At 43.8% G+C, this 21456-nt stretch carries 20 protein-coding genes; 5 read left to right on the top strand and 15 right to left on the bottom strand.

Annotated elements, in window-relative coordinates:
- Nucleotides 1-6: 6 nt before the first annotated feature.
- Nucleotides 7-876, bottom strand: a complete 870-nt coding sequence (locus ACPBEH_RS01635; protein ID WP_424349473.1) for a DegV family protein — start codon at nt 874-876, stop codon at nt 7-9.
- A 261-nt stretch (nt 877-1137) separates the two neighbouring features.
- Here ACPBEH_RS01635 and ACPBEH_RS01640 point away from each other — a divergent pair, with 261 nt between their 5' ends.
- Entirely contained in the window at nt 1138-2853 is a 1716-nt protein-coding gene (locus ACPBEH_RS01640) for an NFACT RNA binding domain-containing protein (protein ID WP_424349474.1), read from the top strand.
- Nucleotides 2854-3003: 150 nt separating this feature from the next.
- On the opposite strand, the gene pyrE is transcribed toward ACPBEH_RS01640, so the two are convergent.
- The 13 genes from pyrE to ACPBEH_RS01705 all read right to left on the bottom strand — a co-directional run bounded on the left by pyrE (nt 3004) and on the right by ACPBEH_RS01705 (nt 18004).
- A complete protein-coding gene (gene pyrE / locus ACPBEH_RS01645; protein ID WP_424349475.1) occupies nt 3004-3642 on the bottom strand; it encodes an orotate phosphoribosyltransferase in 639 nt (212 codons plus the stop codon).
- Complete coding sequence (gene pyrF / locus ACPBEH_RS01650) at nt 3639-4358, bottom strand: orotidine-5'-phosphate decarboxylase (protein ID WP_424349476.1); 720 nt, start codon at nt 4356-4358, stop codon at nt 3639-3641. The genes pyrE and pyrF overlap by 4 nt, the downstream gene beginning before the upstream one ends.
- Before the next feature lie 3 nt (nt 4359-4361).
- On the bottom strand, nt 4362-5285 hold the full coding sequence (locus ACPBEH_RS01655) for a dihydroorotate dehydrogenase (RefSeq protein WP_424349477.1): 924 nt from the start codon (nt 5283-5285) through the stop codon (nt 4362-4364).
- The gene (locus tag ACPBEH_RS01660; RefSeq protein ID WP_424349478.1) at nt 5285-6076 is read right to left on the bottom strand and encodes a dihydroorotate dehydrogenase electron transfer subunit; all 792 of its coding nucleotides are present in this window, start codon (nt 6074-6076) and stop codon (nt 5285-5287) included. The genes ACPBEH_RS01655 and ACPBEH_RS01660 overlap by 1 nt, the downstream gene beginning before the upstream one ends.
- 104 nt (nt 6077-6180) lie before the next feature.
- On the bottom strand, nt 6181-9363 hold the full coding sequence (gene carB / locus ACPBEH_RS01665) for a carbamoyl-phosphate synthase large subunit (protein WP_424349479.1): 3183 nt from the start codon (nt 9361-9363) through the stop codon (nt 6181-6183).
- Between the two features lie 17 nt (nt 9364-9380).
- Complete coding sequence (locus ACPBEH_RS01670; protein ID WP_011374656.1) at nt 9381-10457, bottom strand: carbamoyl phosphate synthase small subunit; 1077 nt, start codon at nt 10455-10457, stop codon at nt 9381-9383.
- A gap of 3 nt (nt 10458-10460) precedes the next feature.
- Nucleotides 10461-11750 (bottom strand): dihydroorotase, encoded by a 1290-nt coding sequence (locus ACPBEH_RS01675; RefSeq protein WP_424349480.1) that lies wholly within the window; start codon nt 11748-11750, stop codon nt 10461-10463.
- Between the two features lie 11 nt (nt 11751-11761).
- The gene (locus ACPBEH_RS01680) at nt 11762-12679 is read right to left on the bottom strand and encodes an aspartate carbamoyltransferase catalytic subunit (RefSeq protein ID WP_424349481.1); all 918 of its coding nucleotides are present in this window, start codon (nt 12677-12679) and stop codon (nt 11762-11764) included.
- A complete protein-coding gene (locus tag ACPBEH_RS01685; RefSeq protein ID WP_424349482.1) occupies nt 12672-13976 on the bottom strand; it encodes a uracil-xanthine permease family protein in 1305 nt (434 codons plus the stop codon). Before ACPBEH_RS01685 ends, ACPBEH_RS01680 begins: the two co-directional genes overlap by 8 nt.
- Before the next feature lie 173 nt (nt 13977-14149).
- Nucleotides 14150-14689: a bifunctional pyr operon transcriptional regulator/uracil phosphoribosyltransferase PyrR gene (gene pyrR / locus ACPBEH_RS01690; protein WP_101377889.1), complete on the bottom strand. Its 540-nt coding sequence runs from the start codon at nt 14687-14689 to the stop codon at nt 14150-14152.
- A 182-nt stretch (nt 14690-14871) separates the two neighbouring features.
- On the bottom strand, nt 14872-15777 hold the full coding sequence (locus ACPBEH_RS01695; protein ID WP_424349483.1) for an RluA family pseudouridine synthase: 906 nt from the start codon (nt 15775-15777) through the stop codon (nt 14872-14874).
- The gene (lspA, locus tag ACPBEH_RS01700; RefSeq protein ID WP_011374650.1) at nt 15770-16225 is read right to left on the bottom strand and encodes a signal peptidase II; all 456 of its coding nucleotides are present in this window, start codon (nt 16223-16225) and stop codon (nt 15770-15772) included. The genes ACPBEH_RS01695 and lspA overlap by 8 nt, the downstream gene beginning before the upstream one ends.
- A gap of 105 nt (nt 16226-16330) precedes the next feature.
- Entirely contained in the window at nt 16331-18004 is a 1674-nt protein-coding gene (locus ACPBEH_RS01705; protein ID WP_424349484.1) for a formate--tetrahydrofolate ligase, read from the bottom strand.
- Between the two features lie 202 nt (nt 18005-18206).
- Here ACPBEH_RS01705 and ACPBEH_RS01710 point away from each other — a divergent pair, with 202 nt between their 5' ends.
- Entirely contained in the window at nt 18207-18413 is a 207-nt protein-coding gene (locus tag ACPBEH_RS01710; protein WP_011374648.1) for a cold shock domain-containing protein, read from the top strand.
- A 62-nt stretch (nt 18414-18475) separates the two neighbouring features.
- On the opposite strand, the gene ACPBEH_RS01715 is transcribed toward ACPBEH_RS01710, so the two are convergent.
- Nucleotides 18476-18892 (bottom strand): EbsA family protein, encoded by a 417-nt coding sequence (locus ACPBEH_RS01715; RefSeq protein WP_424349485.1) that lies wholly within the window; start codon nt 18890-18892, stop codon nt 18476-18478.
- 75 nt (nt 18893-18967) lie between these two features.
- On the opposite strand from ACPBEH_RS01715, the gene ACPBEH_RS01720 reads away from it, so the two are divergent.
- The 3 genes from ACPBEH_RS01720 to nrdH all read left to right on the top strand — a co-directional run bounded on the left by ACPBEH_RS01720 (nt 18968) and on the right by nrdH (nt 21444).
- Nucleotides 18968-19351, top strand: a complete 384-nt coding sequence (locus ACPBEH_RS01720) for a ribonuclease HI family protein (protein WP_424349486.1) — start codon at nt 18968-18970, stop codon at nt 19349-19351.
- Nucleotides 19352-19436: 85 nt separating this feature from the next.
- A complete protein-coding gene (gene cls, locus ACPBEH_RS01725; RefSeq protein WP_424349487.1) occupies nt 19437-20894 on the top strand; it encodes a cardiolipin synthase in 1458 nt (485 codons plus the stop codon).
- A gap of 319 nt (nt 20895-21213) precedes the next feature.
- Nucleotides 21214-21444, top strand: coding sequence for a glutaredoxin-like protein NrdH (nrdH, locus tag ACPBEH_RS01730; protein WP_011374644.1), 231 nt, complete (start codon nt 21214-21216; stop codon nt 21442-21444).
- Nucleotides 21445-21456 lie beyond the last annotated feature (12 nt).

The following is a 21456-nucleotide window of genomic DNA, read 5'->3' on the forward strand; positions in this document are numbered from 1 at the left end:
TTAATATTATTCTTTCGTGAAATCCTTAATCCAAGCTAGGGCAATTGCCTTTTCACCTAAGTGGGCACCGATAACTGGGCCGAAATAGCTGATATCAATCGGTAAATCAGGATGTTTTTCACGGAGTTTATCACGCCATGATAGTGCTGCTGCTTCATCGTTGGCATGGATAATCAATGCGCGTAATGGGTAGTCAACACGTTCTTGTGTTTCTTCGAAGATTTGTTCGGCGCGGGCGTATGCCTTCTTCAATGAACGCACCTTCTCAAAAGCTGTAATCTTGTTGGTTTCATCATCAAATGTTAATAATGGCTTGATTTTTAACATACTACCAATAAAGGCAGAGGCATTTGATAGACGGCCACCACGGACTAAGTTTTGTAAATCGTTGACGATGAAGCATTCATCCATTGTGCTTTTTAAATCATCGAGTCGATCAATAATTTGTTCAACAGTGACTTCTGGATCGCGAGCCATTCTGGCTGCTTCCATTGCTAAATAGCCCATCAACATCACGGTAATGCCAGAATCGTAAGGTACGACTTGGATGTTATCGATGGTGCTGGCCGCATTTTTCAAAGTTGTCACAAATCCGGAAATCGTGCTGGCAAGGTGGATACTGATGACAGCATCGTAACCTTCGTTACCTAGATCCTCATATAATTTTAACATCTCGCCTAGTGGAGGCTGTGAGGTGCTTGGAAATGTTTCGGCTGTTTTTAATTTTTGATAGAACTCTTCAGATGTAATGTCGACGCCTTCATCGTACACTTGTCCATCGAGAATTACTGGGATTGGAACAACGTAGAGATGATGGTCTTTCACTTGCTGTTCTGTGAGATAAGCAGTACTATCAGTGACTACAGCAATTTTCATGTTGACACCTACTTTTTTATTATTCGCTAATAACTATATCATAAATGACGGGCTAATTCCCCTATTAATCGCTTTTTTCAAAAAGTTGTATAGGCCCTCTTCTTTTAGTTTATCGTTATAACGGCGATGATAACGGTTTAGCTAATTATGTAAATTTTAAACACCCATGGTTAGTTAGCAGATACGTTAATTTCTTTGAGGTTCTGTGCCAAAACAGTTACAATAAGTAAGATAATTCTATTATAGAAAGTGTGACCAATAATGACCTTTGACGGTTTAATGACTCACGCCGTTGTCAACGAGCTCAATACGACGCTTGCCGACGGTAAAATTACTAAAATCCAACAGCCTTATGCCAATGAGGTAATCTTAACGATCCGGGCAAATCGTAAAACGTACCCTCTTTTGTTATCTGCACACCCTTCTTATGCACGAGTACAAGTAACGCGGGTGCCTTATGCGAACCCTGCAACGCCACCCAATTTTGCGATGACGCTTCGTAAATATTTAGACGGTGCCATTTTAGAACGGATCGAACAAGTTGAAAGTGACCGAATCTTACGTCTGACCTTTAAATCCCGCAATGAATTGGGTGACATGCAAAAACTATGTTTGATTGTCGAATTAATGGGTCGGCATAGTAATGTTATCTTGATTAACCTTGAAACTCAAAAGATTTTAGATTTAATTCGCCATGTCGGGGTTTCACAAAACCGGTTCCGCTTTTTAATGCCCGGGGCTGATTACGTTAATCCACCAGCACCAACTGGTCTAAATGCCTTTACGACCGATCTAGGAACTCTTGATTGGTTAAGTTACTATAATGAAGATGCCGATGAACAGATTCACTGGCTACAACAACAATTCCAAGGCATGAGCCGCGAAAGTGCCCTTGAATTGCAAACCCGTTTAATGGATCACGATAACTATTTAGCAGTCGTGACCGATTTCTTCAAGCAATTTGACCAAGCACAACCGACGTTAACAATTGGTGAAAAGAAATCATGGTTTACCGCCTTCCCTTATCAGAGCCTAACAGGGACTCAGAGCCATTTTGAAACGCTGAGTGAACTGTTAGACCAATACTATCTGCATAAGGCTCAGCGCGACCGTGTGCAACAACAAGGTGGGGCCCTCATTCATTTCATTCGTAATGAGATTCAAAAGGATGAAAAGAAACTTAAAAAACTACAAAAAACACTCAAAGCAGCCGATAGTGCCGATGATTATCGGATCAAAGGTGAAATTTTAACCACCTACTTACGACAAGTTGAACGGGGTATGACGGAAGTGACGCTTCCTAATTTTTACGATAACAATGAACCCATTAAAATTACGTTATCCAATCAGATTAGTCCTTCTAAAAATGCACAGAAGTACTTCTCGAAATATCAAAAACTAAGAAACTCAATTGCCTACGTCAATGACCAAATGGCTAAGACGGAAGCTGAGTTACAGTATTTCTACACCATTATGGCCCAAATTGAGATTGCCGAACCTAAGGATTTGGAAGATATTAAGGCCGAATTACAGGCTGAAGGCTATCTTAAGATTAAGAAAACAGGCGCTAAGAAACAAAAACGCTATAAGATTAGTGAACCAGAGGTCTTCTATGCGACAGATGGCACGCGAATCTTTGTTGGGAAGAATAACTATCAAAATGATCAGTTGACCTTGAAAAAAGCACATAAAACCGATATTTGGTTGCATGTTAAGAATATTCCGGGTTCCCATGTGATTATTGATAGTCCGACACCGTCTGAACAAACGATTCAAGAAGCTGGTAACTTAGCAGCCTACTTCTCGAAGGCCCGCTTGTCAGCCGCTGTACCAGTTGATTACATTCAAGTTAAAAAAATTAAGAAACCAAACGGTGCCAGACCCGGTTTTGTCATTTACGAAGGACAACAAACCCTCTATACAACACCGGACGAAGCACTCGTTCAGCAGTTACGCAACAAACCAGTGCAAGCCTAATTAAAAAGCGTTCCGCCAAATTAAATTTTGACGGAACGCTTTTTTGTTAGTTTAGGTAGATGACTTCCGCCACTTTCTAAACGTGTTCCATTAGTCATCCTGTTCAGGGTTAATCCTCAGATCATATCCGACTGGTGTCACACTCTTTTTTTAATGTGCGTCTGACCATGCTTGTGGGTCTTGGCGCCATTCATTTAAGGAGGTCGCTTGTTCTGGTGTCAGATTATCGGCAGCTTGTTCGACGGCTAATAGTGCTGAAAAGTTAGAAAGGGTCATCAATCGAAACCCGGCTTGTTCGAAGTTCTTGCGACCGGCGGCCAATTCGTATGAGAAAATCCCGAAGACGCCTAAAATTTCAGCGCCTTCTTTTTGAGCAGCTTGAGCAGCTTGCAGTACGCTACCGCCAGTTGAAATTAAGTCATCAATTAAGACCATTTTTTGACAGGCTGTAAAAGGCCCTTCAATTTGGCGCCCTTGACCGTGGTCCTTTGGTTTAGAGCGAATATAAACCATGGGTAGATCGAGTTCAGCTGCAATCCAGGCAGCATGTGGAATCCCAGCGGTTGCGGTGCCACCAATGACTTCAACTTCTGGGAATTGAGCTTTGATGGCAGCGGCTAATTGACTGGCAATTAGCTTGCGGACCTGAGGATAACCAATTGTAAGTCTGTTGTCACAGTAAATGGGGCTTTTGAGGCCACTCGCCCAGGTAAAGGGTTGATTTGGGCTGAGGCTCACTGCTTTAATATCGATTAAGGCTTGTGCGACTTGTTCGGCAATTGTTGTCATTTGAAAGACTCCCATTCTGATTTAATAGCTTGGTAAGCTTGATAAGGATCACTAGCTTGCGTAATCGGGCGCCCAACAACGATGCCGTTACTATGCATCTGAGCGGCCTCAAGTGGTGTGACCGCCCGTTTTTGGTCGTTATTTTGGCTCGTTGCGGGACGAATACCCGGTGTGACGCAGAGAAAATCTGTAGCGGTCTTACTTTTAATAGTTGTAATCTCTTGTGCAGAACAGATCACTCCGTCACAGTCGGATTGTTGCGCGAGTTGTGCGTAATGTGCTACTGACTCAGGCAGGCTGACAGAAACGAGTTGTTCCTGTTGCATTTGAGCCTCATTGGTTGACGTTAATTGCGTGATGGCTAATAACTTAGCGGGTTTGACGTTTGCTTGTTTAGCACCCGCTTTTAACCCAGCGGCGCCGGCTTGTAGCATTGTTTGTCCACCCGCGGCGTGAATCGTCGTGTAATCGACGCCTAATTGGCCGATGATGGTCATTGCGCTTTGAACCGTATTGGGAATGTCATAGAGCTTTAAATCAAGGAAAATCCGATAGCCACGTGCTTTGAGCGTTTTAATGAGTTGCGGCCCTTCTTGATAGAAAAGTTCCATGCCGATTTTTACGAATAGTGTTTCATCTTTGGGGAATTGTTGGAGAAATTGGTCTGTTTTTTGCCAATTAGGAAAGTCTAGCGCGATAATTACGGGATTTGTCATTAATTATAGAACCTCCTGGTTAACGGCGAATGTTTTAAAGTCATGTAAATCGTACTTAGCAAGTTCATCAGGGAGCGCCTTGATAATATTGGGACAGGCAAATGGCTCACTGAAATTAGCCGTGCCAACAGCAATCGCGTTAGCACCTGCTGCCATCAGTTCGAGTGCATCCCCCGCTGTTGCAACCCCGCCCATCCCAATAATCGGGAGGTTGGAAATCGAACGCACTTGATGAACTAGGCGGATTGCGACTGGCTTGATGGCTGGACCTGAGAGACCACCGGTTTGATTAGCCAGGATTGGTTGCCGGGTCTTTGGATCAATGCGCATCCCAACTAAGGTATTGATTAGCGAGAACCCGGCTGCTCCCGCTGCTTCGACTGCCTTAGCTATCGGTCGAATGTCGGTGACGTTTGGTGAGAGTTTGACGTAGACGGGGACCTGGCTAACCGCAACACAGGCTTTCGTTAAAGTCGCGGCGGCCTCTGGTGAAGTTCCGAACTCTAAGCCGCCGTGTGCGACATTGGGACAAGAGATGTTTAATTCAATCGCATGAACGTTCGGTGCTTGGCTAATCCGTTCACAGACAGCGACATAGTCTGCTTCTGTATTCCCCGCAACGTTGGCGATAATTGGCAGGTCTGGGTAACGTTCTGCTAACCAAGGCAACTTTTCAGCCATGATGGCTTCAATCCCTGGGTTTTGTAAGCCGATTGCGTTTAACATCCCACTAGGTGTTTCGGCCACTCTTGGTGTGGCATTCCCTAAGCGGGGTTCTTTTGTGGCGGCTTTAATGATAATTGCGCCGAGTAAATTAAGATCGTAATAACGGCCGTACTCTTGGCCAAAGCCAAAACAACCTGATGCTGGCATAATGGGGTTCTTCAGTTCTAAGCCGGGTAAAGAAACGTGTAAATCGCTAGTCATTAGATTAACACCTCGTTTGTTTTAAAGACTGGTCCGTCATCGCAGATTTTTAGCTGGATTGTTGGGTCGACTTTTAGTTTCGTGACACAGGCGTAACAAGCACCAATTCCGCAGGCCATTCGCTCTTCTAATGAGATATAAGCGTTTGGATGTGCACTAAAGCGATTATCGACAGCCATTAACAAGCCTTTAGGCCCACAGGCATAGATTGCGTCGTAGGTTGTGGCGGCATCTGCAAATTGCGCGTCGAGTAATAAGCCGACGTGGCCTTTGTAACCGTAAGAGCCATCATTAGTTGCATAGGCGGTTGGCCCTAGTTTTTCAAACTCCGCTTGATAAAAGATAGCCTCTTGATTGGCAAAGCCAAAAACGTGTTGGACTTGAACGCCTTTAGCGACTAATTGCCGGGATAATTCGTGTAACGGTGGAATACCGGTTCCCCCACCGATGATTAAAGCTTTTTGATGCGGCTTAAGTTGGTCGATTGGATAACCATGACCGCCTAATGGGCCTAAGACGGATAGTTCAGTCCCTTGTGAACACTCACTGAGGATTTGAGTGCCTTCGCCAACCGTCCGATAAAGTAAGGTAATGGTGTTATGTGCGGCATCGACATTGGCAATCCCAAATGGGCGTCTCAACAGGAGCGCATCACTAGGAATTTTGACATCGACGAATTGTCCGGGTTGCACCTTTTCTTGGGCTAAGTCACCTGATAAGCGGAGTTCGAAAATACCAGGTGCAATTTCAGTTTGATTTTGAATCGTTAACAGCCATTCTAGTGGCAACATAAGCGTGACTCCTTTGAATTTTTATGTAATAAAAGCGCCAAGACCAAGGCGGTCCTTGGCGCTTTTATAATGCTCAGAATATAACCAGTTTGAACGCACTTCCTTTATAGTGGTTTTGTAAGTAGTGATTGTGATTCTAGGACCGTTAAGATGGCGTCCGTTGTATCGAGCGATGTTAATAAGGGAATGCCATGTTCAATAGCGGTTTGACGAATGACAATACTATCTTTAGCCACTTGGGGTGCTTCGTTTAAACCAGTTGTATTGATGACCAGTTGGATATGGCCGGCCTTAATCTTGTCGAGTAAGTCGCCTGAAGTGGCGTTGATCTTGTCGACTTGTTGGACTGGAATGCCCGCCGCTTTAAATTGTTGTGTTGTTCCCGGTGTCGCGATGATTTGGTAACCAACTTCTCTAAAGCGTTTTGCTAAAGCAAGTGCTTGAGCCTTATCTTGGTTCGTGACTGTCATTAAGACGTTGCCGTGACTTGGCAGATGCATGCCACTAGCTTCAAAGGCTTTATAAAGTGCTTTTTGCATCGTGACATCTGTCCCCATCACTTCACCGGTTGATTTCATTTCAGGTCCTAAGAGACTATCAACACGGGTTAGTTTTGAGAATGAGAAGACTGGTGCTTTCACGTGGATGAGTGGGCCTGCTGGTAACAACCCTGTTGGACTCTTCAATTCAGCTAAGGTGCTGCCTAAAATTAATTGGGTTGCGAGTTGTGCCATTGGAATTTGAGTAACTTTACTTAAGAATGGCACTGTCCGGCTAGCACGCGGGTTGACTTCGATGACGTAAACTTCGTCATTTTGAATGATGAATTGGATGTTCAACAAACCATGACAATCGAGCGCAAGACAGAGTTTAGTGGTGTAGTCGATAATTGCTGCTTTTTGATCTTCTGTGAGGTTTTGTGGTGGATAAACGGCCATTGAATCGCCTGAATGGACGCCGGCCCGTTCGATATGTTCCATGATGCCTGGAATTAAGACCTCTTGTCCGTCACAGATAGCATCGACTTCACATTCTTTACCCATTAAGTAACGATCGATTAAGACTGGGTGTTCATCGGAGACCTTAACAGCTTCTTGCATGTAGTGAGTTAAGTCTTCTGGGGTATGCACGATTTCCATTGCCCGGCCGCCTAAGACGAAACTAGGCCGAATTAAGACGGGATAACCAATCTCTGTTGCAATCGTTAACGCATCAGGTGCGTTGGTTGCTGTTTTCCCGACTGGTTGGGGAATATTCAATTCTTGAATTAATTGGTCGAATAAATCACGATCTTCAGCGCGGTCTAAGTTGGCAACGCTCGTCCCTAAGATCTTAACGCCGTTTTCTTCAAGTGGTGCAGCTAAGTTAATCGCTGTTTGACCCCCGAATTGAACGATAACGCCTTCTGGTTTTTCTAGTTCGACGACGTTTAAAACATCTTCGAGTGTTAATGGTTCAAAGTAAAGCTTGTCGGAGATTGAAAAATCAGTTGAAACCGTCTCTGGATTACTATTCATGATGATTGCTTCGTAACCAGCTTTTTGAATAGCTTGTACACAGTGGACGGTTGCGTAATCGAATTCGACCCCTTGACCAATCCGAATGGGGCCAGAACCGATAACTAAGATTGATGGTTTAGCGGAAACTAAACTTTCATTTTCTTGTTCGTAGGTCGCGTAGTAATAAGGGGTTTGTGATTCAAACTCGGCAGCACAAGTATCGACCATCTTATAAACGGGTTGAATACCACTTTCTTGGCGCATTTGGCGTACTTGGATTGGCGTGATTTGCCATGTTTTGGCAATCTTCTCGTCTGAAAAGCCGTTTTTCTTAACGATTTCGAGTAATTCGACGTCGCCTTTTTGGCTACGGAGTTGTTCTTCTAATTCAATGATGTGGCTGATCTTATCTAGGAAGAATAAATCAATCTTCGTTAATTCAGCTAATTCCTGAATGAGATAGCCACGCCGTAATGCTTCTGCAAGGTAGAAAAGACGGTCGTCTTGCGGATGAATAATCCGTTGGACCAGATCGTTGTCGCTGACGCTGGTTAAACCTTCTAATTCAAGGTGGGCTGTCCCGATTTCAAGTGAGCGAACGGCTTTTAGGAGTGATTCTTCGATGTTCCGGCCAATCGCCATGACTTCGCCAGTCGCTTTCATCTGTGTACCTAATTGGCGATCACCCTTATTGAACTTATCAAAAGGCCAGCGGGGAATCTTGGCAACAACGTAATCCAACATGGGTTCGAATTGCGCGTAAGTGGTCCCGGTAATTGGGTTATAGATTTCGTCTAGCGTTAGACCAACCGCAATTTTAGCGGCCATCTTAGCGATTGGATAACCTGTTGCTTTTGAGGCTAAGGCTGATGAACGACTCACCCGAGGATTAACTTCGATAATGAAGTAGCGCTCACTGTTAGGATCAAGGGCTAATTGAACGTTACAGCCCCCTTCAATCTTCAAGGCCCGGATAATTTTTAATGAAGCATCCCGAAGCATTTGTACTTCGCGGTCACTTAATGTTTGAACTGGGGCAAAGACGATTGAATCACCGGTATGGATGCCGACTGGATCGAAGTTTTCCATATTGCAGACGACTAAGGCGTTGTCGTTGCGATCACGCATCACTTCAAATTCGATTTCTTTGTAACCTGCAATACTTTGTTCAACAAGGACTTGACCAACTGGGGATAATGCAATTCCGTTTTTGACGATTGTTTTGAGTTGGCCTGCATTTTCGGCAATCCCACCGCCTGTCCCACCAAGTGTGAAGGCCGGGCGAATAATTACGGGGAAGCCATTTTGTTTTACAAATTCCTGTGCATCAGCTAATGAGTGCGCAATGGCTGATTCAGGGATGGGTTCATTGAGTTGGTTCATCAAGTTCTTGAATAATTCCCGATCTTCAGCTTGATCGATGGCACTTAATTTTGTCCCGAGTAATTCGATATCGAGTTCAGCAAGAATCCCACAATTAGCGAGTTCTAAGGCCATGTTTAAGCCTGTTTGACCCCCAAGTGTTGGTAAAATCGCATCTGGTAGTTCTTTTCTTAAAATTTGTGTCACAAAATCAAGTGTGATTGGTTCGATATAAACCGTGTCAGCAACTGTTTTATCAGTCATAATCGTCGCAGGGTTTGAGTTGATGAGCACCACTTGGTACCCTTCTTCCTTAAGTGCAAGACAGGCTTGGGTTCCTGAATAATCAAATTCGGCAGCTTGACCAATCACGATTGGACCGGAGCCAATGACTAAAATTTTACGAATATCGGTTCTTTTTGGCATCACTAAATCCCCTTTTTCTATTTTTGGCGGCGATTAAAATCATCAATCATGTCGATGAATTCATCAAATAGGTGGACAGCATCGTGTGGACCAGGTGCTGCGTCTGGATGGAACTGAACGGAAAATGCTGGGTACTGACGATGACGGAGTCCTTCGACAGTGTGGTCGTTAATTTCAACGTGGGTCACTAATAGTTGTTGGGGGTCGATTGAGTCTGCATCAACGGCGAAACCGTGATTTTGTGACGTGAAATCAATCCGGTTAGTGGCAATTTCGCGAACAGGATGGTTAAAACCGCGGTGACCAAACTTCATTTTGTATGTTTTAGCACCGTTAGCGAGTGCGAACAATTGGTGGCCAAGACAAATCCCAAAGATTGGTAGCTTACCTTGAATGCCCCGAATCATTTCGATTGCTTCTGGAACATCTTCTGGATCCCCAGGGCCGTTGGTTAACATGACGCCGTCTGGATCGAGACTGAGAATTTCTTCAGCGGTGGCATTATAAGGTAGGACGGTTAAATTACAGTTGCGTTTTGATAATTCGCGTAAAATACTGTGCTTCAATCCGAAGTCAATCACCACGATATTGCGACCGGTCGCAGGACTAGGATATGGTTTAGCCGTTGATACTTGTTGAACTTGATTTTTAGGTAATACCAAGGCTTTTAATTGATCAAAAGCATGATCGTCGGCGGCATCCACGATGCTGGCCTTCATAGTACCTTTATCCCGTAAGCGACGCGTTAAGGCGCGGGTATCAATGCCCCAAATACCGGGAATTTTCTTTTGTTTTAAGAAGTCGTCAAGGCTCATGTTCATTCGCCAGTTATTAGCTAAGCGTGGGACTTCATGAACGACCACCCCTTTACAAGTAGGTTTGATTGATTCAAAATCATCGCGGTTAACACCGTAATTGCCGATTAATGGGTATGTAAAAGCAATAATTTGGCCGTTGTAGGATTGATCCGTAATGGTTTCTTGATAACCACTCATACCGGTATTAAAGACAATTTCACCGGTTGAGATTGTAGGTGCACCGAAGCCAAAACCGCTAAAGACGGTGCCGTCTTCTAAGATGAGATAACGTTTCATAAGCTATTTACTCCTTTGATAAGCAACTTGACCGGCAACTAAGGTCAATTCTGTACCGCCAAGTACCGTTTCACCGATGAATGGCGTGTTGTGACCCTTAGATTGAAAGTCGGTTGCTTGAATAGTAGTGGGTTGTGTCAGGTTAAAAACAGCGATATCGGCTTGGTCGCCAACGCGTAGTTGACCAGCTGCTGGTAAATTGAAAACCCGCGCCGGAACGGTCGTCATTTTAGCTAATAATTGCGCTAAGCTAAAGGGGCCATTAACGACCAGGTGTGTATAGAGTAAACTGAAGGCTGTTTCACTCCCTACTATACCAAATGGTGCTTGTAATAACGACTGACTTTTCTCAGCCGCGGTATGTGGTGCGTGATCAGTCGCAATCACGTCGATTGTACCGTCCATCAGACCTGCCCAGAGGCTTTGACGATCTGCTAACGTTCTGAGGGGGGGATTCATTTTTAACATGGCATCGTCACTGATGATTGAGCGATCGTCGAGTAAAAGATGATGTGGTGTGACTTCGCAGGTGATATTGACACCTTCTGTTTTAGCGCGGCGGACAAGCGCCACTGTTTCCTTAGTTGAAATGTGACAGATATGGTAGTGAACGCCGGTTGCACGAGCGAGTTCGATATCGCGAGCCACTTGGGCGGATTCGCTCACGCTAGGAATGCCAGGAACGTTTAACCGTTTAGCCGCGGCACCGTCGTGAATGACACCTCCGTTGACTAATGAGATGTCTTCAACGTGCGCGACGATTGGCGCATCAATTGCTGCTGCTTGTTGCATCGCGAGGTACATTGTTTGAGCGTCTTGCACTCCGTGACCGTCATTGGTAAAACCGGCGGCACCTGCTGCTTTGAACGCTGGCATATCAACCAGGTCGTTATTGACTAAATTGCCGGTGATCGGTGCAAATTGGTACGTATGGACGCTTGTTTCCGTTTGGTTACGGGCAACTAATATTTTGAAATCGGGTAGATTGTCAGGTACTGGGTTGAGGTTCGGCATTGCAATGACACTTGTATAACCACCGTGAGCTGCAGCCTGACTACCTGTTTGGAGGGTTTCTTTATCGGTGAAACCTGGATCTCTGAAGTGAACGTGTCCGTCAATTAAGCCGGCACTTACAAGTGCGCCTTGTGCGTCAAAAATTGTTTCGGCTGGCTCATCGCTCGGTGTGATATGCGCTTCAATCGCAGTGATCCGTCCTTTTTCATCAATCGCGATGTCTCTTTTGACGAGTTGATCGTCAATTAATAGTTGACCATTTTGGATAAGTCGATACATATTGCAGACCCCTAATCTTTAATGAGATTTTTTTGCTTTAATAAATGTTCAATCATGGCCATGCGCATGAAGACCCCGTTGTGCATTTGCTTGAAGATCCGTGATTGGGATGCTTCGACTAATTCATCGGCGATTTCAACGTCGCGATTAACCGGTGCTGGGTGTAACCAGATGGCACTTGCTTTTAATTGGGCGGCCCTTTGTGCTGTTAGGCCATATTTAACGTGGAAGGCTTCGTCGGTCATTGTTTCGGCTGAGTCAAAGCGTTCGTGTTGGATTCTGAGTAACATGACCACATCGACTTGATCTAAGATGCTATCGAGGGCGACGTGTTGGCCGTAATCGTTGAATTCAGCGGTAAACCATTCTTCAGGACCCGCAAAGTAGAGTTGTGCACCCAGTCGTTTTAAAAGTTGCATGTTGGATTTAGCAACTCGTGAGTGACGTAAATCACCGCAGATAACCACTTTCAAACCGTCAAAGTGTCCGAACTCTTCGTGAATGGTCATCATATCAAGTAAACATTGTGATGGATGTTGACCGCTGCCGTCCCCGCCGTTAGCCAAGGCTAAGTGGAAGGCTGGATCGGCGAGTAAATCGTCGTAGTAGTTGTTTTGCGGATGACGAACAGCGACAAAATCGACGCCGATTGCTTGGACCGTCTTAAGTGTATCACTGAGTGTCTCTCCTTTTGAGACTGAGCTGGTTTCGGCTTCAAAAGACATTACCGATAATCCCAGCTTGCGTTCAGCCATTTCAAAGCTCGTTTTGGTCCGGGTACTATTTTCAAAGAAGAGGTTCATCGCGTATACGGGACGCGTTAATTCGCAGGTCGCGCCTTGTTTAAAGGCTTCCGCCCGTTCAATTAAATCTAAAACAGATGAATTCGTTAATTGTTCAACAGATACAATCGCCGCTTGATTAGTCATTTTGTTGTGCCTCCAATTCGATTTCACTCTTTGATTTTTGTGGCAAGATTAAGTTCATTGCGATACCTAAGACCGTTGCAATCGCTAAGCCTGAGAATTGATATTGACCAAGTTGTAAGTAAGCATTCCCAATCCCAATTACTAAGATTGATGAGCCAATCATTAAGTTCCGTTTTTTATCGAAGTCGACTTGGTTGTCGATTAAGACCCGGAGTCCACTTGAAGCGATAACGCCGAAGAGTAAGAAGCTGATCCCGCCGATAACGGGTGCTGGGATGCTTTGGATGAGTGCGCTCAGTTTACCGATGAAACCGAAGATGATGGCAAAAAATGCAGCGCCACCTAATACCCAGACACTGTGAACTTTAGTAATGGCTAAGACACCGATGTTTTCACCATAACTGGTGACAGGAGGACCCCCAACAAAAGCGGCGATGATGGAAGCTGTTCCGTCCCCTGCTAAAGTCCGGTGGAGACCAGGATTTTTGAAGAAGTTGCGTTTCGTTAATTTATTTAAGACCATGATGTGGCCCATGTGTTCCGTCATTGTGACAAAAGCAATCGGTGCCATACTGAGAATTGCACCCCAGTAAAGACCGGGTTTATAGGTGACAAATGGGACTTGGAAATCCGGTATCTTGAACCAAGGGGCGTTTAAGACCGGTTGGAAATCGACGATGCCGAACAAAACGGCGATGATGTAACCTGAGACAATACCGAGTAAGACCGGAATCAAACTCATGAAGCCTTTGAGGTACATGTTAAAGGCGATTGTGATTAGTAAGGTTAAGATAGCGACCGCGAAGAATTTCAAGTCATAGTTACCAGCGGCATTGATTGTCGCTTGTTTAGCGGCTGTACCGGCTAATGAGAGGCCGATGACCATGACAATCGGGCCGACAACAATCGGTGGCAAGGCTTTGTCGATCCAGCCGGAGCCAATTAAACTTACTAAGACAGAAACGATGAGGTAAACCGCACCGACGGCCATTGTCCCCTGCGCAATCCCGGGATAACCAGTTGTTTTCATTAAAGCGAGCATTGGGACGATGAATGAGAAACTCGAGCCCATGTAAGCTGGAATCTTTCCTTTAGTAATTAATAAGTACATCAGGGTGCCGACCCCGGAACTAAAGAGTGCAATCCCAGGGTTTAAACCGACTAGGATGGGGACTAAGACGGTTGATCCAAACATGGCGAACATGTGTTGGATGGATAAGCCAATCCATTTCCCGGTTGTTGGACGCTCGTTTACGTCTAACACCGCATCGGGATTACGGTAAGTTGATTTTGTCATATGAAGACCTCCGATAATTAATCATTAAGTGATAATGGCGATAAAAAAAGGACATCCCTACTCTGCGGGTATGTCCTTTGGACGCATAGTGGCGGACTGATGCTGGTCAGTCTTCGCCAATTATGCGGGCAAACCCTTTTGCTCTCTCTGGAGACAATTAAACGGTTCTAGCTTTAATTCAATTTTTCAATGGTAATGCCATCATGATCATCAATTTCTTGCATAGCGACTTTGATTTGTTCGTTAAGAGCAGTTGGAATGTTTTTACCAACGAAATCAGGTCGAATTGGTAGTTCGCGGTGACCACGATCGACTAAAACAGCGAGTGAGATTTTTTTAGGGCGACCAAGATCCATTAAGGCATCAAGTGCGGCCCGAATTGTCCGGCCAGTATATAAGACATCATCGATGAGGATAACGTGTTTGTCCGTAATATCGACAGGGATGTCATTGCCATTTAGTTGGGGTTCATTATGACTATTTAAATCATGTTGATCATCACGATAAAGTGTAATATCAAGTGTCCCCACTGGTACCGTAACGCCTTCGAGTTGTTCTAAACGTTTAGCGATGCGTTCAGCGATAAAAACGCCCCGTGTTTTGATGCCGACAAAGACAAGGTCTGAAATCCCCTTGTTTTGTTCGATAATCTCGTAAGTAATCCGTGTAAAAACACGTTTCATTGTTGTGCTATCTACGACTTCTTTCACCATGTTCATGACACTCCTTCCAACAAAAAACCTCTCAACCGATATTGGTTGAGAGGTTACAGTTTGAGACTAGTCCTAGAGTCCTAATCTAATGGATTAATTCACCGTGCCTTCTCAGCCTCACGGGACTGAAATTAAAGGTTTCTATTAAGTTGTCATAATCATAGTTGATAAATCGCGGTTTGTCAATTGTTTTCGCGTAATTCCTGCAACGTTTTTTCAAAAATGGCTGGTAATGGCGCTTCAAAACGCATGTTTTCACCGGTTGTTGGGTGCTTAAAGCCTAAAACAGCAGCATGTAAGAATTGCCCTTTACCAGGCAATGTCTTCCGAGGACCATAAGTTGGGTCGCCGGCTACTGGGCGGTTAATATAAGCAAGATGCACACGGATTTGATGTGTCCGGCCAGTTTCTAAGCGACAACGAATTAAAGTATAATCCGTAAAGCGTTCGACAACTTCAAAATGAGTGACCGCTGGGCGACCGTCTGGGACAATTGCTTGTTTCATCCGATCCAGTTTTGAACGGCCAATTGGTGCATCGATTGTGCCTTCGTCTTCTTCGATATTACCATGCACTAATGCGAGGTATTCACGGAGATTAGACTTAGCCTTTAATTGTTCTGATAATGATTCGTGGGCTTCGTTAGTCTTAGCGACCATCAATAAACCGGAAGTATCCTTATCAATTCGATGCACGATTCCTGGGCGGAAAACACCGTTGATTTCAGAAAGTGGTGTATGTGCTAATAAAGCATTCACCAAAGTCCCATTAGGATGGCCTGGTGAAGGATGAACAACCATCCCTTGTGGCTTATTGACCACAAGGACTTGGTCATCTTCATAGACAATGTCTAAAGGAATATCTTCTGGTACTAAATCGAGTGAGACGGGATCCGGAATCGTGATGCTAATCTTTTCGTCAGCGACCACTTTATGGTTACCTTTAGAAGTTTGCCCGTTGATTTCAACGAGGTCCTTTTTTAACCATTGTTGGATTTGGGAACGCGAATAATCAGGTAATAATTGGCTTAATACCTTATCAATCCGGCCGGTTTCGGTTGTAATTGTAAATTCTTTTTTTTCAGTCATGAGTCACTTTCTCTTTCAACAAGATGGCAATAAAGACGCAGATGACACCACAAGTGAGGGCGGTATCTGCAACATTAAAGATGGGGAAATTAATAAATTCTAATTGGAACATATCAACCACGTATTTTAAATGTAAACGATCGATGAAATTCCCTAACGCGCCGGCTAACATTAACGTTAAACCAATGCGGTACAGTTTTTCAGATCGTTCAGAGGTATAAAATAAATAGCCAATAACACCTACTGCGATGATGGTAACAATATAGAAGAACCATTGCTGACCAGCCAACATACTCCAAGCAGCGCCGTCATTTTGGACGTAAGTAAGGCCGAGAATGTTGGGAATCACAGTGTGCAACGCGCCATAGCTAACATTGGCGACAATCCACCCTTTTAAGAGTTGATCACCCACCAAGATTAATAGGCCTAAAATAATATAAAGTAGCATGGTTGCCTCCTATTCATACTGATTAACATTGTCCTTAAAAAGAACGCGCTTGTCAATCAGTTTTCGTGGTGGGATACAGGATTGTGCAATTTAGGTACAGTCTCGTTAGAATAAGCCACTAATTGTCCCATCTGCAGTAACATCCATATTGAGTGCGGCTGGTTTCTTAGGTAACCCTGGCATTGTTAAGACGGCCCCAGTCATTGCGACGATAAAACCGGCCCCGAGCTTTGGAATCAATTCGCGGACGTGGATAGTAAAGTCGCTGGGTGCACCAAGTGCTTTAGGATCATCTGATAATGAATATTGCGTTTTGGCGATGCAGACTGGTAAGTTAGCCCACCCGTTTTTTTCAATTTGTTTTAATTGATTGATGGCTTTGCCTTCGAATACGACATCGCGGCCACCATAAATTTCAGTTACAACGGTTGTTAACTTAGATTTAATGTCAGCCTGTGGATCATATAATGGTTTGAAGGCCTTAGGTTGTTGTAAGGCTTCTAAGACCGCTTTAGCTAATTCGATCCCGCCTTGCCCACCATTAGCCCAGACGCTGGTTGGGACCGCAGTGACGTTCATGGCTTGGCAAAGGTCTTGTAGCAATTGGACTTCGGCAGCCGTATCGCTCGTAAATTCATTAACTGATACCACAACTGGTACACCGTAGCGTTGCATATTGGCAATATGTTTGGCTAAGTTACTGAAACCAGCTTTTAAAGCGGCTAAGTTCTCAGTGGTTAAATCAGCCAAGGCCATCCCACCGTTATACTTCAAAGCACGGATAGTCGCCACAATCACGATGGTATCTGGTGTTTTCCCTAATTGCGGTACCTTAATATCGAGGAATTTTTCAGCGCCTAAATCAGCGCCAAAACCAGCTTCAGTAATGGCAATATCGCCTAATTTCAAGGCTGTTTGAGTCGCTAAGATACTGTTACAGCCGTGGGCAATATTAGCAAATGGGCCACCATGCACAAGTGCTGGGGTATGTTCTAAAGTTTGAACCATATTCGGTTTGAGCGCGTCTTTTAATAACATGGTGATGGCTCCAGTGACTTCTAAGTCGCCAACAGTCACAGGTTCGCGATCATAGTTGTAGCCAATCACGATTTTACTAATCCGGTTTTTAAGGTCGGTAATGTCGGTTGCTAAACAAAGAATCGCCATTAATTCACTGGCAACGGTAATATCAAAGCCGTCTTGTCTTGGCATCCCTTGTACTGGCCCACCTAAGCCAATCACGACTTGGCGTAAAGCACGATCGTTAATATCAAGTGCGCGTTTCCAGATAATCCGTCTAGGATCGATGTTTAAAACATTTCCTTGTTGTAGATGATTATCAATTAAGGCTGCTAGGGTGTTTACAGCGGCCGTTAAGGCGTGCATGTCACCGGTAAAATGCAGATTAATATCAGCCATTGGTACGACTTGGGCATAACCGCCACCAGTTGCGCCCCCCTTCATCCCCATGACAGGGCCTAATGAAGGTTCACGTAAGGCAATCACTGCTGATTGATCAAGTTGGCGTAAGGCGTCCCCTAACCCAACAGTAACGGTCGACTTCCCTTCGCCGGCTGGGGTTGGATTAATCGAAGTGACTAAAACGAGTTTGCCATCTTCTTTTTCTTTTAACCGATTGATAGCTTGAAAGTTAAGTTTTGCTTTGTAAGGCCCATATTGTTCAATATCGGTGGCCTGTAACCCGATTTGTTCGGCAATTGCTGTAATGGGCTTCATTTCTGTAGCTTCATTTGCTTGTGCGATTTGAATATCTGACATAACGACCAGCTCCTTTTGTTTATGATAGTACCTAGTATAGCTGATTTTGTACGGAATTGGCAGATAGTAATCCGATAAATTTTATCTTCGACACGTCTCGACTAAAGTGGTAAGATGTAATTGTGACCAGTTAAGGCCTACAACTTAATTGGCACAATGACAATGGTGTGTTGACACACCACTCTTTAGAGGAGGGATTGTGATGGAACGAGGAATCGTGAAATGGTTTAGCAATGCTAAAGGTTATGGCTTCATCAATTACCGAGATGATGAGGAAATTTTCGTCCACTTTACCGCAATCCAAATTGACGGCTATAAGACACTAGACAAAGATGATCAGGTCTTATTCGAAGTCAAAGAAGGCGCCCGCGGTCTACAAGCGGCTAACGTCCAAAAAATTGAAGCTTAACGATATTTAAAAAGAGGACCCGCGCCAAAACGATTTACGTTTTGCACGAGTCCTCTATTTTTTTACTGTTTATTTTGAACTGGCCAGTTATTTGCTTGTAGCGTAGCGATCAGTTGTTTTTTAACTTTCGCCGATAATAATAATTGTTCTGGTTGATAGTCAAGCTCAGTTGTCTTAATTAATAAGCCGTGTTTTTGAACAATTATGGCTGTTGTTTGTGCCAATTGAATTGTTCGGTTATATTTAAATAATGGTCGTTTAAGCGTTATTGTCTGTGCAGAGATGTCGAGACGGTGACCAAATAGATTAATAATGGTTAAAATAACCGCGATGATCCCCACCGTAATTGATTGCCAATTAAGATTAATGAGTTCAAGTTGCAGAATTAAAGCTAGCGTATAAATAAAACCAATCCAAGACCAAATCGTGACGCAATAAGCGTAGTTTGGTTGATAAAATAGGCGTTTGTTAGTTTGCAATAGAAACACTCCTTATGCAGTCCATATTACCATTAACTAGGGGTCTCTGTCAGTGGAAAGGTGGAAACTTTACGAATGATTAAACTTTATACGGATGCGGCCACACTTGGCAATCCCGGTCCTAGTGCAGCTGGGATTTTGATTGTAACCGCTAAGCAACAATATCAATTTAGCGTTCCCTTACCGCCGGTGGATAATCATGTTGCCGAATTTATGGCGGTTCAATTAGGTTTAGAAAAGATTGCCACACTCGCTTTGACCGAGTCACTGCTTCAAATTAATGTTGATAGTAAAATTGTCTGTCAAAGCCTCGAAAAACAATATGCGAAACATTATCAGCAATATGTTGATCAGATTATCGCCTTAGAACAGCCCTATTCCCTCGTGCTACATCAGTGGTTACCTGATCGGCAAAATAAAGGGGCGCACCACCTCGCACAACAAGCCTTAAAAAAATAGTCATTAAAAACATGGCGTTTCGAAATGGGTTTTAGTAGACTGTTTATAAATACACTTAATTAGTTTCTGGAAGGATTGGTTGCATATGATACTACTAACGGAGATTATTTCCGCAATTATTTTAATTAACGGCCTCTTTGCGGTCATTACCGTCTTACGACAACCGCGCGATATTGCGGCGACTTGGGCGTGGCTACTGGTTTTAATCTTACTGCCTGTCGTCGGCTTTATTTTGTACCTTTTTACAGGGCGGGGGTTATCCCGGAAAAAGATTTTCCAAAGTCAGTCACAAATCAACGATGGGGTTTTGGCCTTAGTTGATATTCAACGTCAAGAAAATCGGCGTAATGAGTTATTACCTAAGAAGGTGTTGTCCAGTGAAGCGACTGAAATGGTCAATCTTTTCTTAAACATCAACAACGCACCGGTTTTAAAGGATAATCACGTCACATTATATACTGACGGGACCGAAAAATTCGCTGCCTTGTTCGCCGATATTAAAAAAGCGACTAAGAGTATTCATATTGAGTACTACACCATTTACAATGATCAAATCGGTAATGAGCTACAAGCACTATTGGTTCAAAAAGCCCGAGAAGGTGTTGCAGTAAACGTCTTATACGATGCTTGGGGTTCTCAAGGGGCGACCCAAAAATGGTGGCGACCACTTGAAGAAGCTGGCGGACATGCCCGGACCTTCTTTAGTTCAAAACATTCAATTACCGATTTTCGTTTGAATTTTAGAGATCACCGTAAAATCGTCGTTTTAGATGGCACAATTGGGTATATCGGCGGTTTTAACGTTGGCGATCAATATCTCGGCCGAAGTGCTAAATTTGGCAATTGGCGTGATACACACATGCGTATTACCGGCAACGCGGTTTTGGCGCTTCAAGTACGCTTTTTGATGGATTGGAATGCCAGTGTTGAAGAAGCAATTCGTTTAACTTATTCTGAAAGCCACTTCCCGATTGCAGCGGAAGCTAACCGTGGCACGGCAGCGATGCAAATTGTTTCGAGCGGGCCGGATAAATTAGACGAACAAATCAAGTTGGGGTATTTGAAGATGATCAGTTCAGCTAAGAAGAAACTATGGATTCAAACCCCTTATTTGGTACCCGACGATAGTATTATCGATGCCCTCACGACAGCAGCAATGTCTGGTGTCGATGTGCGGATCATGACCCCTAGCATGCCAGATCATCCTTTCATTTATCGGGCCACACAGTATTATAGTCAGTTATTACATGAAGCCGGCGTTAAAATTTATGCTTATCAAGATGGCTTCTTACACGCCAAAACAGTGGTTATGGATAGTCACATCAGCACCATTGGTTCTGCCAATATGGATATTCGGAGTTTTAAATTGAATTTTGAAGCCAATGCTTTTATCTATGATCCTAAATTGGCTCGTCAGCTCGAGCAGATTTATTTAGAAGATATCAAAAACGCGGTATTATTAACAGATGAAATGATTGCCCAACAATCTGCATGGTTACGTTTCAAACAAAAATTTTCACGACTTCTATCACCAATTTTATAAATCGTTCGGTAAAAAAATGTCCTCCGATTTTTCAAGGGTGGGTCAGAAATTTTAATATTTTTTAGGAACGTTGCTACGGCTGAAACGGTGTCGGTTTCAAATTGCTTACAATCGAATTGGGGATTGACATTATCCAAGATAATGGTAACTTTAAAACAGGAACACTACACAAGTTGAATTTAGAATCATTCGCGAACAGCCACTATAATTAGTGGCTGTTTTACTTTTGACTACCATATCTGGTATTTAAACATTGCATGATTCTTTTTTAAACGGTATACTGAACTTACTAATTAAGTTCTACAAGGAGTTAATCACAATGGCTAACATTACACTATATACGAAGAACGGCTGTCCTCAATGCCGTATGACGAAGCATTTTTTAGAAACACACAATATCACTTTTAGCGAACATAATATTAATGATGAACCCCAATATATTGATTACTTAAAAGAAAAAGGGTTCCAAGCTGTTCCTGTGCTTGAAGCTGACGGTGTTGAAAGTTTCTCCGGTTTTAGACCAGCCGAATTACAAAAATTGGCCTTTTAAGTTTAAGTGCTG

This window comes from Latilactobacillus parasakei, from assembly GCF_049674265.1.
GTDB lineage: Bacteria > Bacillota > Bacilli > Lactobacillales > Lactobacillaceae > Latilactobacillus > Latilactobacillus sakei.